Consider the following 16,971-nt stretch of genomic DNA (forward strand, 5'->3'; position numbering starts at 1 on the left):
TGATTAGCTGCAGACAGAGGGGGAGGAACCCGCAGAAGAAACCCGCAACGACGGCCTGGCAAAAGAACGCGAACTTGGGCAGGACCACCTTTGCCGTCCGCCCAAGGACGCGCCTTTCTTTTGGTTACTTTTCTTTGGAAGACAAAGAAAAGTGACCGCCGCCCCGCGCAGGGGCGACGCTAATAGACCGTTAGCAAAACAGGTTCAACGACAGAGCGTGGATAACAAACAAAAAACCCACGCCCCCGCGAGCCACTCCCACGCTCATCAAAGAATGATGCGACGGAAATCGGCAAGCAACGCGCCGAGATACGCATTGAACCGCGCGGCTTCCGCGCCATCGATCACGCGATGGTCATACGACAGCGACAGCGGCAGCGTGAGCCGCGGCACGAACTGCTTGCCGTCCCACACCGGCTTCATCTGGCCGCGCGACAACCCGAGGATCGCCACTTCCGGCGCATTGATGATCGGCGTGAAGTTCGTGCCACCGATGCCGCCGAGCGACGAGATCGAGAAGCAGCCGCCCTGCATCTGGTCCGGCTTCAGCTTGCCGTCGCGTGCCGCCTTCGACAGCTCGGCCATTTCCTTCGCGATATCGACGAGACCCTTCTTGTCCGCATCGCGGATCACCGGCACGACCAGACCGTTCGGCGTATCCGCGGCAAAACCGATGTGGTAGTACTGCTTGAACACCAGGTTGTCGCCGTCGAGGCTTGCGTTGAACGTCGGGAATTTCTTCAGTGCAGCAACGACTGCCTTGATCACGAACGCGAGCATCGTGAACTTCACGCCCGCCTTCTCGTGTTCCTTGTTCAGTTGCACCCGCAGCGCTTCGAGCTCGGTGATGTCCGCTTCGTCGTTGTTCGTGACGTGCGGGATCATCACCCAGTTGCGATGCAGGTTCGCACCCGAGATCTTCTTGATGCGCGACAGCGGCTTCGCTTCGAACGGGCCGAACTTCGAGAAGTCGACCTTCGGCCACGGCAGCAGGTTCAGCTCGCCGCCGCCTGCCGGCGCGGCAGCCGCGGCCGGTGCTGCGCGCTGGCCGGTCATCACGCCCTTCACGAAGCTCGTGACGTCTTCCTTCGTAATACGGCCCTTCGGACCCGAACCCTGTACGCGTGCGACTTCGACGCCGAGCTCGCGCGCGAACTTGCGCACCGACGGCGATGCGTGGCTGGCGCGGTATTCGCCCGACTGCGCAGCGGCCGGAGCCGGCGCAGCAGCAGCCGGTGCCGGGGCGGCCTGCGCGGGTGCGGCGGCAGGTGCCGGCGCCGGAGCGGCAGCGGCCGGAGCCGGTGCGCTCGCCTGCGGTGCGGCAGCAGCGGCACCTGCGGCTTCGAGCAGCACGATCAGCGTGCCTTCCGACACCGAATCGCCCACCTTGACCTTGATGTCCTTGACGACACCTGCCGCCGGGCTCGGCACGTCCATCGTCGCCTTGTCCGACTCGAGCGTGACGAGCGACTGCTCCTTCTCGACCGTGTCGCCGACCTTCACGCCGATCTCGATCACCGGCACATCCTTGTAGTCGCCGATGTCGGGGACCTTCACTTCGAGCGTGCCGCCGGCTGCTGCCGGTGCGGCCGCCGGTGCTGCAGCAGCCGGTGCCGGCGCTGCCGCCGGAGCCGGAGCAGCAGCGGGCGCGGCCGAGCCGTTCGCCTGCGCCGCGGCGCCGCCTTCGAGCAGGATGATCAGCGAGCCTTCCGACACGGAATCACCCACCTTGACCTTGATTTCCTTCACGACGCCGCCGACCGGGCTCGGCACGTCCATCGTCGCCTTGTCCGACTCGAGCGTGACGAGCGACTGCTCCGGCTCGACGGTATCGCCGACCTTCACGCCGATCTCGATCACCGGCACATCCTTGTAATCGCCGATATCCGGCACCTTCACTTCGATCGCTTGACTCATCTGTTTCTGTCTCCATGGCCGCGCGCGCCCCTCGCGGAAGCGGCGCGCGGCATCACACGGCGTGTGCGTTAAACGGTCATCGGGTTGGGCTTCGACGGATCGAGGTTGTACTTGGCGATCGCTTCCGCGACCACCTTGCGCTCGATCGTGCCCTCGTCGGCCAGCGCGTTGAGCGCGGCGACGGTGACCCAGTGACGGTCGACCTCGAAGAAGTGACGCAGCTTCTCGCGGGTGTCCGAACGGCCGAAGCCGTCCGTGCCCAGCACGACGAAGCGGCGATCGATCTGGCCGCGGATCTGGTCGACCAGCGCACGGACGTAGTCGGTCGATGCGATGACCGGGCCCTGCGTGTCCTTCAGGCACTTCTGCACGTGCGACAGACGACGCTCTTCGGTCGGATGGAGCAGGTTCCAGCGTTCGACCTGGTGGCCTTCACGCGCGAGCTCGGTGAAGCTCGGCACGCTCCACAGGTCGGCGGCGACGCCCCAGTCGTTCTTCAGCAGCTCGGCGGCGGCGATCACTTCGTTGAAGATCGTACCTGCGCCCAGCAGCTGGACGCGCGGCGCCTTCTTGTCGGCATCGGCCTTCTTGAACGCGTACATGCCCTTGATGATGTCGGCCGCCACGTGCTCGCCCTGCGGAATCGCCGGGTGCTCGTAGTTCTCGTTCATCACCGTGATGTAGTAGTACACGTCTTCCTGGTCCTGCACCATGCGGCGCAGGCCGTCCTGGACGATCACGGCGAGCTCGTAGCCGAACGTCGGGTCGTAGCTCACGCAGTTCGGCACCGATGCCGCCCACAGGAGCGAGTGGCCGTCTTCGTGCTGCAGGCCTTCGCCGTTCAGCGTCGTGCGGCCCGCGGTACCGCCGAGCAGGAAGCCGCGCGAACGCATGTCGCCCGCGGCCCATGCCAGGTCGCCGATCCGCTGGAAGCCGAACATCGAATAGAAGATGTAGAACGGCACCATGATCTCGCCGTGCGTCGAGTACGACGTCGCCGCCGCGATCCAGTCGCACATGCCACCCGCTTCGTTGATGCCTTCCTGCAGGATCTGGCCGGTTTCCGATTCCTTGTAGAACATCAGCTGGTCGGAATCTTCCGGCACGTACTTCTGGCCCTGCTGGTTCCAGATGCCGATCTGGCGGAACAGGCCTTCCATGCCGAACGTACGCGATTCGTCCGGGACGATCGGCACGACGCGCTTGCCGAGCGCCTTGTCCTTCAGCAGGATGTTCAGGATCCGCACGAACGCCATCGTCGTCGAGATCTCGCGGCCTTCGCCCGTGCCCTTCAGCAGCGGCTCGAATGCGTCGAGCGCCGGCACCGGCAGCGACGTCGCCTTCTCGCGGCGGTGCGGCAGGTAGCCGCCGAGGTCCATGCGCTGCTTGCGCATGTATTCGAGTTCCTTCGAGCCTTCCTCGAACTTCAGGTACGGCACGTCGGCGATCTGCTCGTCGGTGATCGGCAGGCGGAACTGGTCACGGAACTTCTTCAGTTGCTCGACCGGCAGCTTCTTCTGCTGGTGCGTGATGTTCATCGCCTGGCCCGACTCGCCCATCCCGTAGCCCTTGATGGTCTTCGCGAGGATGACGGTCGGCGCGCCCTTCGTGTTCGTGGCTTCGTGGAAAGCCGCGTAGATCTTGTGCGGATCGTGGCCGCCGCGGTTCAGCGCCCAGATGTCGTCGTCCGACCAGTCGGCGACGAGCGCCTTCAGCTCAGGCGTGTTGAAGAAGTGCTCGCGCACGAACGCGCCGGATTCCGACTTGTACGTCTGGTACTCGCCGTCGACGACTTCCATCATGCGGCGCATCAGCGCGCCCGACTTGTCGCGTGCGAACAGCGCATCCCAGCGGCTGCCCCAGATGACCTTGATCACGTTCCAGCCGGCACCGCGGAATTCCGATTCGAGTTCCTGGATGATCTTGCCGTTGCCGCGCACCGGGCCGTCAAGACGCTGCAGGTTGCAGTTGATCACGAACACGAGGTTGTCGAGCTTCTCGCGGCTCGCCATCCCGATCGCGCCGAGCGATTCCGGTTCGTCCGTCTCGCCGTCGCCGAGGAATGCCCACACCTTGCGGCCTTCCGTCTTCGTGATGCCGCGCGCTTCCAGGTACTTCATGAAGCGGGCCTGGTAGATCGCCATGATCGGGCCGAGGCCCATCGACACGGTCGGGAACTGCCAGAAGTCCGGCATCAGCCACGGGTGCGGGTACGACGAAATGCCGTTGCCGTCGACTTCCTGGCGGAAGTTGTCGAGCTGCTCTTCCTTCAGGCGGCCGAGCAGGAACGCGCGCGAGTAGACGCCCGGCGACGAGTGGCCCTGCACGAACACGAGATCGCCGCCGTGCTGCTCGGACGCTGCGTGCCAGAAGTGGTTGTAGCCGACGTCATAGAGCGTCGCGGCCGACGCGAACGACGCGATGTGGCCGCCGACGTTCGTGTCCTTGCCTGCACGCAGCACCATCGCCAGCGCGTTCCAGCGCGTGTACGAACGGATGCGGTGCTCGATGTCCTGGTCGCCCGGGATCTTCGCCTGCGCGGCGACCGGGATCGTGTTGATGTACGGGGTATTCGCGGAAAACGGCAGGTGTTCGCCGTGCATGCGGGCGAATTCGATCTGCTTTTCGATCAGGTAGTGCGCGCGGCCAGTGCCCACGGAGGAGATTACGCCGTCGAGCGACTCGAGCCATTCGACGGTTTCTTGCGGGTCGTCGTCATGTTCGGCGGCGACATATTTCATCACTTCGTTCGGTACAGCGGACATTCTCGTCTCCTGGGTCCTGGAATGTGAGGATCGCTCTCGTGCAGACGACGCGACGCGACCGGCTGCGGGCAAGCTCCGACGGATTGTAATGAGCGTGCGCGGGCCGGCGCAACAAAATTTTCGAATCGTGAGATCTTTTCTCGCAATGCGGAATATTGCTGCGCTGCACCCATATTTCGGGGCTCTCCGGCGCGTCGCGGCTGAACAAATCCGTTTCCGTTCAACATATCCGGTATAGGTTTTCCATGTATTGCGCTGCGCTACAATCCTGCCATGTTGACCGATCGGCTTTTCGCACGCTCGGCGCGACCGTCGGGCCCGCCGGCGGAGTCGCAGCCGTCCCGTTGGCACCACGGACCGTGGTGGTCCAATTCCTATTTGCTGACGCCCCTGCTGTCGATCCTGGTGTTCCTGGTGGTGATGAGCCTCATCCTGTGGAGCCTCAATCGCCGCGAACAACAGCAGCAGGAAGACACCCTCTTCCGTAACGTCGCGTGGGCGCAGCAGCAGATCCGCCTGTCGATGACGGGCGCGCAGGAACAGCTCCAGGCGGTGTCGCGCGATCTCGCCTCCGGCCGTCTCGACCAGAACGCGTTCCAGATGGCCGTCGCGGACGTGATGCAAACGCATCCGGAAATCCTCTACCTGAACTGGTACACGTCGCCCGGCGTGCAGCGCTGGCCGACCGTCCATCCGCCGCTGCTCGGCCAGCGGCTCGCGAAGCCCGGCGACGCGCAGATGCAGGATGCCGTGCGCGGCGCGTACGACGAGGCGCGCAGCACGCGCCGCCAGGCCTATTCGCCGCTGATCTACGACGACTTCGGCAACGGCTTCATCACGCTGCAGACACCGGTGATGCGCGGCGACCGCGAGTACCTCGGCTCGATCGCCGCGGTGTTCTCGGTCGAAGGCATCCTGAAGCACGACATCCCGCAGGAGCTGTCGTCGAAGTACAAGATCTCGATCACCGACGCGAACAACCGCGAGCTGTCGTCCACGTCGACGCGCCCGCGCCTGCCGCGCGACTCGCACTACGACCTGCCGCTCGACCCGCCCGGCCAGGGGCTGACCGTGCGCGTGTACGCATTCCCGCAGCTCACGAACCTGACCAACAACACGCTCGTGTGGCTCGTCGCGGGCCTGTCGTGCTTCGTGCTGTGGAGCCTCTGGAGCCTGTGGAAGCACACGCGCCAGCGCTTCGAGGCGCAGCAGGCGCTGTACGCGGAAGCGTTCTTCCGCCGCGCGATGGAAAACTCGGTGCTGATCGGCATGCGCGTGCTCGACATGCACGGCCGCATCACGCACGTGAACCCCGCGTTCTGCCGGATGACGGGCTGGGACGAAACCGACCTCGTCGGCAAGGTCGCGCCGTTCCCGTACTGGCCGCGCGACGCGTACCCGGAAATGCAGCGCCAGCTCGACATGACGCTGCGCGGCAAGGCGCCGAGCTCGGGTTTCGAGCTGCGCGTGCGGCGCAAGAACGGCACGCTGTTCCATGCGCGCCTCTATGTCTCCCCGCTGATCGACAGCTCGGGCCGCCAGACCGGCTGGATGTCGTCGATGACCGACATCACCGAGCCGAAGCGCGCGCGCGAAGAACTCGCTGCCGCGCACGAGCGCTTCACGACCGTACTCGAAAGCCTCGACGCCGCGGTGTCGGTGCTGGCCGCCGACGAGGCCGAGCTGCTGTTCGCGAACCGCTACTACCGCCACCTGTTCGGCATTCGCCCGGACGGCCATCTCGAGCTGTCGGGCGGCGGCTTCGACCGTGCGCAGGCATCGTCCGACTCGATCGACATGGTCGACGCGTTCGCGGGCCTGCCGGCCGCCGCGCTGACGAGCAGCACGGCGGACGCGCAGGAGGTGTACGTCGAGAGCATCCAGAAGTGGTTCGAGGTGCGCCGCCAGTACATCCAGTGGGTGGACGGCCACCTCGCGCAGATGCAGATCGCGACCGACATCACGACCCGCAAGAAGGCGCAGGAACTCGCGCACCAGCAGGAAGAGAAGCTGCAGTTCACGAGCCGATTGATGACGATGGGTGAAATGGCGTCGTCGATTGCTCACGAATTGAACCAGCCGCTCGCCGCGATCAACAACTACTGCTCGGGCACGCTCGCGCTCGTGAAGAGCGGCCGCGGCACGCCGGAGACGCTGCAGCCCGCGCTGGAAAAGACCGCGCAGCAGGCGCTGCGCGCGGGGATGATCGTCAAGCGGATCCGTGAATTCGTGAAGCGCAGCGAGCCGAAGCGCCAGCCGGCGCGGGTCGCGGACATCGTCGCCGATGCGGTCGGGCTCGCCGAAATCGAGGCCAGGAAGCGCAGGATCCGGATCGTCACGGAAATCCTCGCAAGAATGCCTATTATTTATGTCGACCCCGTGCTGATCGAGCAGGTGCTCGTGAACCTGATGAAGAACGCGGCCGAGGCAATGGCCGACGTGAAGCCGGCGTCGGTGGACGGCGTGATCCGCGTCGTCGCCGATATCGAGGCGGGCTTCGTCGACATCCGCGTGATCGACCAGGGCCCGGGCGTCGACGAAGCGACCGCCGAGCGCCTGTTTGAACCGTTTTACAGCACCAAGTCCGATGGCATGGGCATGGGGCTGAATATCTGCCGTTCGATCATCGAATCGCATCGGGGGCGTCTGTGGGTGGTCAACAACGTCGAGCCGGATGGCCGCATATCCGGCGCAACGTTCCACTGCAGCCTGCCCATTGGGGAACCCGCTGATCTCGGCCAAGGGGGGCGCGAGGCATCGGCATCACATACCGTTACGGGAGAACTATGAATAGCCCTGTCACCACCACTCAGGAAACCGTCTTTGTCGTTGACGACGACGAGGCCGTACGGGACTCGCTGCGCTGGCTGCTGGAGGCGAACGGCTATCGCGTGCAATGCTTCTCGAGCGCCGAGCAGTTCCTCGATGCCTACCAGCCTGCACAGCAGGCCGGCCAGATCGCGTGCCTGATCCTCGACGTCCGCATGTCGGGCATGAGCGGCCTCGAACTGCAGGAGCGCCTGATTGCCGACAATGCCGCGCTGCCGATCATCTTCGTCACGGGTCACGGCGATGTGCCGATGGCCGTCTCGACGATGAAAAAGGGTGCGATGGACTTTATCGAGAAACCGTTCGACGAAGCCGAGCTGCGCAAGCTCGTCGAGCGGATGCTCGACAAGGCCCGAAGCGAAAGCAAGAGCGTCCAGGAACAGCGTGCCGCGAGCGAACGCCTGTCGAAGCTGACCGCGCGCGAGCAGCAGGTGCTCGAACGGATCATCGCGGGCCGCCTGAACAAGCAGATCGCCGACGATCTCGGCATCAGCATCAAGACGGTCGAAGCGCACCGCGCGAACATCATGGAAAAGCTCAACGTCAACACGGTGGCCGACCTGCTGCGCCTCGCGCTGTCGAAGAAGCAGGCCTGAGCGGGCGCCGGCCGCGGCGGCACTGCCCGCCCGGCCCGCAAGCCAGTGCTCCCAGCCGCCCCGCGCGATGCGGCCCACTCGCGCGGCGGCGGCCGTTCTCCCGGCGCGCGAGCGCCGCGGCCATGACGCTTTCCGTTGATTCGCTGTCGGACGGCAGCAGGCGACCGGTATAATTACGTGCTTTGCTGCGGCGCCTCGGGTGCCGTACGCCCGCATTCCAACTTCCCGGCAGGACCCACCACCATGACAGCCCTCCTCATCGACGGCAACGCCCTTTCGAAGACCCTGCGCGCCCAGGCCGCCGAACGCGCCGCCGCCCTGACCGCACGCGGCCACCAGCCCGGCCTCGCGGTGATCCTCGTCGGCGCCAACCCGGCGAGCGAAGTCTACGTGCGCAACAAGATCAAGGCGTGCGAGGACAACGGCTTCTTCTCGCTGAAGGAGGCGTACCCGGACACGCTGTCGGAAGCCGATCTGCTCGCGCGCATCGACGCGCTGAATCGCGATCCGAAGATCCACGGCATCCTCGTCCAGCTGCCGCTGCCCAAGCACATCGACAGCCACAAGGTGATCGAGGCGATCGCACCGGAGAAGGACGTCGACGGCTTCCACGTCGCGAACGCCGGCGCGCTGATGACCGGCAAGCCGCTGTTCCGCCCGTGCACGCCGTACGGCGTGATGAAGATGTTCGAGGCGCACGACATCCCGCTGCAGGGCGCGAACGCGGTCGTGATCGGCCGCTCGAACATCGTCGGCAAGCCGATGGCGATGATGCTGCTCGACGCCGGCGCGACCGTGACGATCTGCCACAGCAAGACGCGCGACCTCGCTGCGCACACGCGGCAGGCCGACATCGTGGTCGCCGCGGTCGGCAAGCGCAACATCCTGACCGCCGACATGGTGAAGCCGGGCGCGACGGTGATCGACGTCGGCATGAACCGCGACGACGCGGGCAAGCTGTGCGGCGACGTCGATTTCGCGGGCGTGAAGGAAGTGGCCGGCCACATCACGCCGGTGCCGGGCGGTGTCGGCCCGATGACCATCACGATGCTGCTGATCAACACGATCGAATCCGCCGAGCGCGCCGCCGACGCGGCCGCCTGAGCCTCTGCCCCGTTCAGCCGGCGTGCGGTTCCGCGCGCCGCCGGCGCTTCGCCGGCCTCGCCAGCCTCGCCGGCCGCACCGCACCGCGTCGGCCGCGCCGTCAAACGCTTCCACCCCGCATTCGACCCCGCATCAATCGCATCGTTAGAAACTAACGATTGGAAAGCGCGCGATGCGCCCCAATAATGTCGATATCGGGCGCCGCGTTGCCTTGCGCGCCTTACCCTTTTCACCCCGGTTCATCCGGCAACAGACAGGGAGTCTTAATGTCCGCCAGCGCCAACACCAACCCGCTCCTCGATTTCTCCGGCCTGCCCCGCTTCGGCGAGATCCGCCCGGAACACGTGACGCCCGCGCTCGACACGCTGCTCGATGACGCCAACCGCGCGGTCGAGACGGCAAGCGCGGCCGCGACGCCGGCAACCTGGGCAGCAGTCGTCGAGACGGTCGAGCACGCGACGGAGCCGCTCGGTCGCGCATGGGGCATCGTCGGCCACCTGAACGCGGTTGCCGATACGCCCGAACTGCGGGCCGCCTATGGCGAGAACCTGCCGCGCGTGACGGAATTCTGGTCGAGCGTCGGCCAGAACCTCGCGCTGTACGAGAAGTACAAGGCGATCGCCGCAAGCGCCGAATACGCGACGCTGTCCACGGAACGCAAGAAGATCCTCGACAACGCGCTGCGCGATTTCCGCCTGTCGGGCGCCGAGCTGCCCGAGGACCAGAAGCCGCGCTTCGCGGAACTACAGGAGCAGCAGGCGGCCCTGTCGAAGGCATTCTCCGACCACGTGCTCGACGCGACCAACGCGTACGCGTATTTCGTGCAGGACGAGGCCGACCTGGCCGGCCTGCCCGGCGACGCGATCGAGGCTGCGCGCGAAGCCGCGCAAAAGGATGGCAAGGAAGGCTGGAAATTCACGCTGCACTTCCCGTCTTACTTCCCGGTGCTGCAATACGCCGACAACCGCGCACTGCGCGAGACGCTCTACCGCGCCTATGCGACGCGCGCGTCGGAACTCGGGCCGCAGTACGGCGACGGCAAGGCCGAATGGGACAACACGGCGATCGTCGCCGATGCGCTGAAGCTGCGCCGCGAAGAGGCGTTGATGCTCGGCTTCCGCAACTTCGCCGAAGTGTCGCTCGCGCCGAAGATGGCCGAATCGCCGCAGCAGGTGATCGCGTTCCTCGAGGATCTCGCCACGCGTGCGCGCCCGCACGCCGACAAGGACTGGGACGAGCTGCGCACGTTCGCCGCGAAGGAACTCGGCCTCGCCGAACTCGCGCCGTGGGACGTCGCATTCGCGGCCGAAAAACTGCGCCAGCAGCGCTACGCGTTCTCGGAAAACGAGGTCAAGCAGTACTTCCCGGAACCGGCCGCGCTGAAGGGCCTGTTCACCGTCACCGAGACGCTGTTCGGCGTGCAGATCAAGCCGGACGACGCGCCGGTGTGGCACAAGGACGTGCGTTTCTTCCGCGTCGAGAACCGCGACGGCTCGCTCGTCGCGCAGTTCTATCTCGACCTGTATGCGCGCGAAGGCAAGCGCGGCGGCGCATGGATGGACGACGCGCGTTCGCGCGCGAAGCGCGGCAGCAGCGTGCAGACGCCGGTCGCGTATCTCACCTGCAACTTCTCGGCGCCGGTCGGCGGCAAGCCCGCGTGCTTCACGCACGACGAAGTCATCACGCTGTTCCATGAATTCGGCCACGGGCTGCACCATATGCTCACGCGCGTCGACGAACTCGGCGTGTCGGGCATCAACGGCGTCGAATGGGATGCCGTCGAGCTGCCGTCGCAGTTCATGGAAAACTTCTGCTGGGAGTGGGACGTGCTGTCGTCGATGTCGTCGCACGTCGACACGGGCGCCGCGCTGCCGCGCGAGCTGTTCGACAAGATGATCGCGGCGAAGAACTTCCAGAGCGGGCTCGGCACGCTGCGCCAGATCGTGTTCTCGATGTTCGACATGCTGCTGCACGTCGACTTCGATCCGGCGGGCGCGACCGGCGTGACCGCGTTCGCGCGCGAGATCAACGAGCGCTATCACGTGATCCCGCAAGCCGCGTTCTCACGCTGGCCGAACACGTTCAGCCACATCTTCGCGGGCGGCTACGCGGCCGGCTACTACAGCTACAAGTGGGCCGAGGTGCTGTCGGCCGATGCGTACGCGGCGTTCGAGGAAGCGGCCGCCGCAAGCGGCAGCGTGCTCGATGCGGCGACCGGCACGCGCTATCGCCGCGAAATCCTCGAGGTCGGCGGCAGCCGCCCGGCGATGGATTCGTTCAAGGCGTTCCGCGGCCGCGAGCCGCAGATCGACGCCCTGCTGCGCCACAACGGGATGGCTGCGCCCGCGCACTGAGCGCCGCCCGGCACTTCCGGCTGTTCAGGCTGCATCGACAGGCACCGCTTCTGCGGTGCCTTTTTTCATGAGGCGGGCGATTCGTCGTCGAACAGCGAGAACTGCCCGTGGCGCTCGGCGGTATCTTCGTCGATGCGCACGCCGACGCCGAGCAGCCGCACCGCCTGCGCACGCCGTTGCAGCCCTTTCGCGAGCAGCGCGACGGCCGTATCCGCATTCGTTGCATCGGCCACGCACTCGACCGTCGTGCGCTGGAAATCGGCGAAGCGGATCTTCACGTACAGCTTGCGGATCGAGCGCGCGGCGCCCGCCCGTTCGATCCGCGCGTCGAGTTGCACGACGAGGCGGCGGATTTCCTCCGCGCACTGCTCGAGTGTCGTCAGGTCGGTCACGTAGGTCGTCTCGACGCTGACCGACTTGCGTTCCTGGTCGGCCTGCACGCGCCGCTCGTCGATCCCGCGCGACAGTTCGTACAACCGCCGCCCGAACGCGCCGAATTCGCGGTGCAGGTCGATCAGCGGCCAGTCGCGCAACTGCGCGCAGGTCTGGATGCCGAGCCGGTCGAGCCGCGTGGCCGTCACCTTGCCGACACCGTGCAGCTTGCGCACCGGCAGCGCCGCGACGAACGCGTCGATCTCGTGCGGCCGCACGACGAACAGCCCGTCGGGCTTGTTCCAGTCGGACGCGATCTTCGCGATGAACTTGTTCGGCGCGACGCCGGCCGACACCGTCACACCGACCGTGTCGAACACGCGCTGGCGGATCTCCCGGGCTATCAGCGTGGCACTCCCCTGGCACCGCTCCGACCCGCTGACGTCGAGGTACGCCTCGTCGAGCGACAGCGGCTCGACGTCGGGCGTGTAGTCGCGATAGATCGCCATGATCTGCCGCGACGCCGCGCGGTACTTGTCCATCGCGGATGGCAGGATCAGCAGGTCCGGGCACTTGCGCATCGCCAGCGCCGACGACATCGCCGAATGCACGCCGTAGCGCCGCGCCTCGTAGTTGCAGGTCGCGATCACGCCGCGCTGGTCGGGCCGGCCGCCGACCGCAAGCGGCCGGTTGCGCAGCGACGGGTCGTCGCGCATCTCGACCGACGCGTAGAAGCAGTCGCAGTCGCAGTGAATGATCTTGCGCATGCGCGGCAGCGCGTCGCCCGGCGGCGGCGCGGGCGGATCGGCAGACGGAATGATGGTCGGGTTCACGGTGCCGATACTGTACAAAAACACAGTGCCGGTTTCAACTGTCGCGTGCGGCCGCGCCCGGCGGCGCCGTACCGGCCCGCTTTGCGCGGATCGTACCGGCCGGGCACGGACAGCCGCGCCTATACTCGTCTGCCACAAGACACGAAACGCCAAGGTGACGGATGAAGACGATCGGACTGATCGGCGGGATGAGCTGGGAATCGTCGGCCGAGTATTACCGGATGATCAATCGCCATTCGAAGGCGCTGCACGGCGGGCATCACAACGCGAAGAGCGTGCTGGTCACGGTCGATTTCGCGGAGATCGAAGCGCTGCAGCGCACGCACGACTGGGCCGCGCTCGGCGAACGGATGGCCGGCGCCGCGCGACAGCTCGAGGCGGCCGGCGCCGATCTCGTCGTGCTGACCACCAATACGATGCATCGCGTGTGCGATGCGATCGAAGCCGCGGTGACGCTGCCGTTCCTGCACATCGCCGATCCGACCGGCACCGCGCTGCGCGATGCGGATGTCGAGCGCGTCGCGCTGCTCGGCACGCGCTACACGATGGAGCTGCCGTTCTACGCGGAGCGGCTGCGCGGCAAGTTCGGGATGGAGGTGCTCGTGCCGGACGAAAGCGGGCGTGACGACGTGCACCGGATCATCTACGACGAGCTGTGTCACGGCATCATCTCGCCGGAATCGCGCGCGACGTACGTCGCGATCATCGAGGAACTGGCCCGGCGCGGGGCGCAGGCCGTGATCCTCGGCTGCACGGAAATCACGCTGCTGATCGGCGCGGACGATTCGCCGCTGCCGGTATTCGACACGACCGCGCTGCATGCGAAGGCGGCGGTCGAGTGGGCGGCGCGCTGATCGCTGCCGCGCAGAAAACAAAAAACCCGGCACGAGGCCGGGTTCCTGTCGACGAAGCGCGCATCGGTCACTTGCGCTGCACATCGTCTGGTGTGCTTGGTTGCGGGGGTAGGATTTGAACCTACGACCTTCGGGTTATGAGCCCGACGAGCTGCCAGACTGCTCCACCCCGCGTCAGAGAAATAAATTATAGGGTGAGGGAGTACTCACGTCAATACTTTTGTCACAATTTCTTCCCGATTCATCGAAACGGCTGCGCGCGGCGCCTCCCCTGCCCCGCACGAAGCGCGCGTTCGCGCCCCGTGCTCGCGGTAAGATGGCGGCCTTCGCATTCACCCCGCACGCACACTCCCGTTCATGAAAATCGCCACCTGGAACGTCAACTCGCTCAACGTCCGCAAGCAGCATGTGCTCGACTGGCTCGCGCAAAGCGGAACCGACGTGCTGTGCCTGCAGGAACTGAAGCTGCCGGACGAGAAATTCCCGCGCGCCGATCTCGAGGCAGTCGGCTACCGCAGCTGGTTCACCGGCCAGAAGGCCTACAACGGCGTCGCGATCCTCGTGCGCGACACGCTCGCCGTCGACGAATCGGACATCGTGCGCAACATCCCCGGTTTCGACGATCCACAGCAGCGCGTGATCGCCGCGACGGTCGACGGCATACGCATCGTGTCCGCGTATTTCCCGAACGGACAGGCGCCCGACTCCGACAAGTTCGTCTACAAGATGCAATGGCTCGACGCGCTGCAGGCATGGCTGCGCACCGAGCTGCAGCGCTACCCGAAGCTCGCGCTGCTCGGCGACTACAATATCGCGCCGGAAGACCGCGACGTGCACGACCCTGCAAAATGGGAAGGCCAGAACCTCGTGTCGCCGCAGGAGCGCGCTCACTTCGCGCAACTGATCGAGCTCGGCTTCGTCGATGCGTTCCGCCGCTTCGAACAGCCGGAGAAGACCTTCACGTGGTGGGACTACCGGATGATGGCGTTCCGCCGCAACGCGGGGCTGCGCATCGACCACGTGCTGCTGTCGCCGGCGCTGGCCGAAACCTGCACGTCGTGCGAAGTCGATCGCACGCCGCGCACGTGGGAACAGCCGTCCGACCACACGCCCGTCGTCGCGGTCGTCGGCTGATCTCCCGGACAGCCCGCGCGCGTTCAGCGTCGCGCGGGCGCCGGCCCCAGATGGGCCCACAGGAACCCGAATTCGGCCGCATCGGCCTCCGCGCGTTCCAGATCGTCGGCGCTGCCGTGGCCGCCGTCGGTGTTCTCCCAATACCAGACCCGTTCGTGACCGAGCGCCTGCATGCGCGCGGCCATCTTGCGTGCGTGCGCCGGATGCACGCGGTCGTCACGCGTCGACGTCGTCAGCAGTAGCGGGGGATACGCGACGCCTTCGCGCACGCGGTGATACGGCGAGTACGCGGCCAGCGCCGCACCTTCGTGCGGATCGTCCGGGTCGCCGTATTCGTCGAGCCATGCGGCGCCCGCGTGCAGCTTCGGATAACGCCGCATGTCGAGCAGCGGCACGCGGCAGAGCACCGCACCGAACAGCTCCGGCCGCTGCACCATGCACGCGGCGACCAGCAATCCGCCGTTGCTGCCGCCCTCGATGCCGAGCTGCGCGGCAGTCGTCACGCCGGTGGCGGCCAGATCCTCGGCCACCGCGATGAAATCGTCGAAGGAACGCTGGCGGTGTTCGCGCTGCGCATCGACGTGCCAGCGCGGCCCGAACTCGCCGCCGCCGCGGATGTGCGCGAACGCCATCACGCCGCCGCGCTCGAGCCACCCGATACCGAACGCATCGCTGTAGCCCGGCAGGTTCGGGATCGCAAAACCGCCATAGCCCGACAGCAGGCACGGCCGCGCGACACGCGTGGCGCCGTCGGCCACGTCGAGTGCATCGCGCGGCCCGATCAGCGTGTACGGCACCGTCGTGCCGTCTTGCGAGCGCGCGCTCGCGCGGCGCACGACGAGCCCGGCCGCGTCGAACTGCACCGGCGGCCGGTCGAGCAGCACGCGGCGCGACGGCGCATCGTCCGCGCGATCCGCAAGGTCGGCCAGCCAGCATTCGGGCGGATCGAGACAGGTGTCGACGTCCACGTAAATCTCGTCGTTCAGCGTCGACTCGACGGGCTCGACGTCGATCTGCGCATCGCCCGGCCCAGGCCATTCGAACGGCCGCGCGTCCCACGTCCATGTGCCGTCGTCGGCCTGGCTCGGCTGCCACAGCATCGTGCGGTTGTGCACGTCGTCGAGCCAGCTCGCGATCAGCGTCGTGCGCGTGTGCGTCCACGTGCACGCGGACGTCGACGGTTGCGGCGCGAACAGCGTCGTGAATTCGCGCGCCCCGGCCAGGAACGCCTGCTCGCGGATCGCGAGCAGCGAACCGCCCGCATGGCGCACGCCGTCGCAATCCCAGTCGAGGCGCGGCTCCAGCATGAGCCAGCCTTCCCAGAACCCGACCTCGACGTGGGTCGGCACGTCGTAGCGCGCCCACTCGCCCGCCTCCGTCAAGCGGTACGCATGTGCGTCGAAGAAATCGACGCTGCGCCACGCGACGTGACGGTTGTCGATCGGATCGAAACCCGCACCCGCACTGATGTCGTCGGGTTCGCCGCGGAAGACGACGGGCGCATCGGCAAGCGCGGTGCCACGCACCCAGCGCCGCGCTTCATACGGATAGCCGGCCGCGGTCGCATGCGCTTCGCCGCGATCCCAGCTCACGTAGACGGTATCGCGATCGATCCAGCCGACCGTGTGATGCCCCGGCTCGTCGATCGTGAAGCCGCCGTCGACGAAACGGCGCTCGACGAGATCGAATTCGCGCACGACGACCGCATCGGCGCCGCCCGGCGACAGCGACAGCAGCGCGCGATCGCCGTCCGGGTACAGGATCGCGTCCTGCTCGAACACCCACGACTCGCCCTCCTGCGCACCGAGCGCGTCGACGTCGAGCAGCGTTTCCCACGCCGGCTTTCCCGCGCGCCAGTCGTCCCAGCGCGTGCGGCGCCACAGCCCCTTCGGATGAAGATCGTCCTGCCACAGGTCGTAGGCCCAGTCGCGCCAGCGGGTCGGAATCACCGGGCGCTCGCGCGGCAGGTACGCTTTGGCGAGGCGCGCCGTCAGCGCGCGATACGCGTCGTCGTCACGCAGCGCGGCGCGCGTGCGCGCATTCTGCTCGTCGACCCACGTGCGGGCGCGCTTGCTGTCGAGCGCTTCGAGGAAACGGAACGGGTCGGCCCCGGCGGGCCAACGGAAGGAATCAGACATTGAGAATGGGCGGAATGGCAAACGGCATGCAAACCGCGATTATGTCCGATCGCGGCGTGCGCGATGCCCGCGCAT

At 66.5% G+C, this 16,971-nt stretch carries 10 protein-coding genes and 1 tRNA gene; 6 read left to right on the forward strand and 5 right to left on the reverse strand.

The window, feature by feature from the left end:
- Nucleotides 1–267: 267 nt before the first annotated feature.
- Nucleotides 268–1,917, reverse strand: a complete 1,650-nt coding sequence (aceF, locus tag LXE91_RS17315; protein WP_039364785.1) for a dihydrolipoyllysine-residue acetyltransferase — start codon at nucleotides 1,915–1,917, stop codon at nucleotides 268–270.
- Nucleotides 1,918–1,985: 68 nt separating this feature from the next.
- Entirely contained in the window at nucleotides 1,986–4,682 is a 2,697-nt protein-coding gene (gene aceE, locus LXE91_RS17320; protein ID WP_039364787.1) for a pyruvate dehydrogenase (acetyl-transferring), homodimeric type, read from the reverse strand.
- A 273-nt stretch (nucleotides 4,683–4,955) separates the two neighbouring features.
- On the opposite strand from aceE, the gene fixL reads away from it, so the two are divergent.
- The 4 genes from fixL to LXE91_RS17340 all read left to right on the forward strand — a co-directional run bounded on the left by fixL (nucleotide 4,956) and on the right by LXE91_RS17340 (nucleotide 11,565).
- On the forward strand, nucleotides 4,956–7,472 hold the full coding sequence (gene fixL, locus LXE91_RS17325) for an oxygen sensor histidine kinase FixL (RefSeq protein WP_039364788.1): 2,517 nt from the start codon (nucleotides 4,956–4,958) through the stop codon (nucleotides 7,470–7,472).
- Nucleotides 7,469–8,107, forward strand: a complete 639-nt coding sequence (gene fixJ, locus LXE91_RS17330) for an oxygen response regulator transcription factor FixJ (RefSeq protein ID WP_006493245.1) — start codon at nucleotides 7,469–7,471, stop codon at nucleotides 8,105–8,107. The genes fixL and fixJ overlap by 4 nt, the downstream gene beginning before the upstream one ends.
- A gap of 243 nt (nucleotides 8,108–8,350) precedes the next feature.
- On the forward strand, nucleotides 8,351–9,211 hold the full coding sequence (gene folD / locus LXE91_RS17335; RefSeq protein WP_039364793.1) for a bifunctional methylenetetrahydrofolate dehydrogenase/methenyltetrahydrofolate cyclohydrolase FolD: 861 nt from the start codon (nucleotides 8,351–8,353) through the stop codon (nucleotides 9,209–9,211).
- Nucleotides 9,212–9,477: 266 nt separating this feature from the next.
- Nucleotides 9,478–11,565, forward strand: coding sequence for a M3 family metallopeptidase (locus LXE91_RS17340; protein ID WP_039364795.1), 2,088 nt, complete (start codon nucleotides 9,478–9,480; stop codon nucleotides 11,563–11,565).
- Between the two features lie 65 nt (nucleotides 11,566–11,630).
- On the opposite strand, the gene dinB is transcribed toward LXE91_RS17340, so the two are convergent.
- Entirely contained in the window at nucleotides 11,631–12,794 is a 1,164-nt protein-coding gene (gene dinB, locus LXE91_RS17345) for a DNA polymerase IV (protein WP_039364798.1), read from the reverse strand.
- 137 nt (nucleotides 12,795–12,931) lie between these two features.
- On the opposite strand from dinB, the gene LXE91_RS17350 reads away from it, so the two are divergent.
- Nucleotides 12,932–13,624 (forward strand): aspartate/glutamate racemase family protein, encoded by a 693-nt coding sequence (locus LXE91_RS17350; protein ID WP_039364800.1) that lies wholly within the window; start codon nucleotides 12,932–12,934, stop codon nucleotides 13,622–13,624.
- Between the two features lie 97 nt (nucleotides 13,625–13,721).
- Here the strand turns inward: LXE91_RS17350 and LXE91_RS17355 are convergent.
- Nucleotides 13,722–13,798 (reverse strand) — tRNA-Met (locus LXE91_RS17355).
- 183 nt (nucleotides 13,799–13,981) lie between these two features.
- Here LXE91_RS17355 and xth point away from each other — a divergent pair.
- Nucleotides 13,982–14,758: an exodeoxyribonuclease III gene (xth, locus tag LXE91_RS17360; protein WP_039364803.1), complete on the forward strand. Its 777-nt coding sequence runs from the start codon at nucleotides 13,982–13,984 to the stop codon at nucleotides 14,756–14,758.
- 23 nt (nucleotides 14,759–14,781) lie between these two features.
- Here the strand turns inward: xth and LXE91_RS17365 are convergent, their stop codons facing one another.
- On the reverse strand, nucleotides 14,782–16,896 hold the full coding sequence (locus LXE91_RS17365; protein ID WP_046197049.1) for a prolyl oligopeptidase family serine peptidase: 2,115 nt from the start codon (nucleotides 16,894–16,896) through the stop codon (nucleotides 14,782–14,784).
- Nucleotides 16,897–16,971 lie beyond the last annotated feature (75 nt).

It is taken from the genome of Burkholderia contaminans, assembly GCF_029633825.1.
GTDB lineage: Bacteria > Pseudomonadota > Gammaproteobacteria > Burkholderiales > Burkholderiaceae > Burkholderia > Burkholderia contaminans.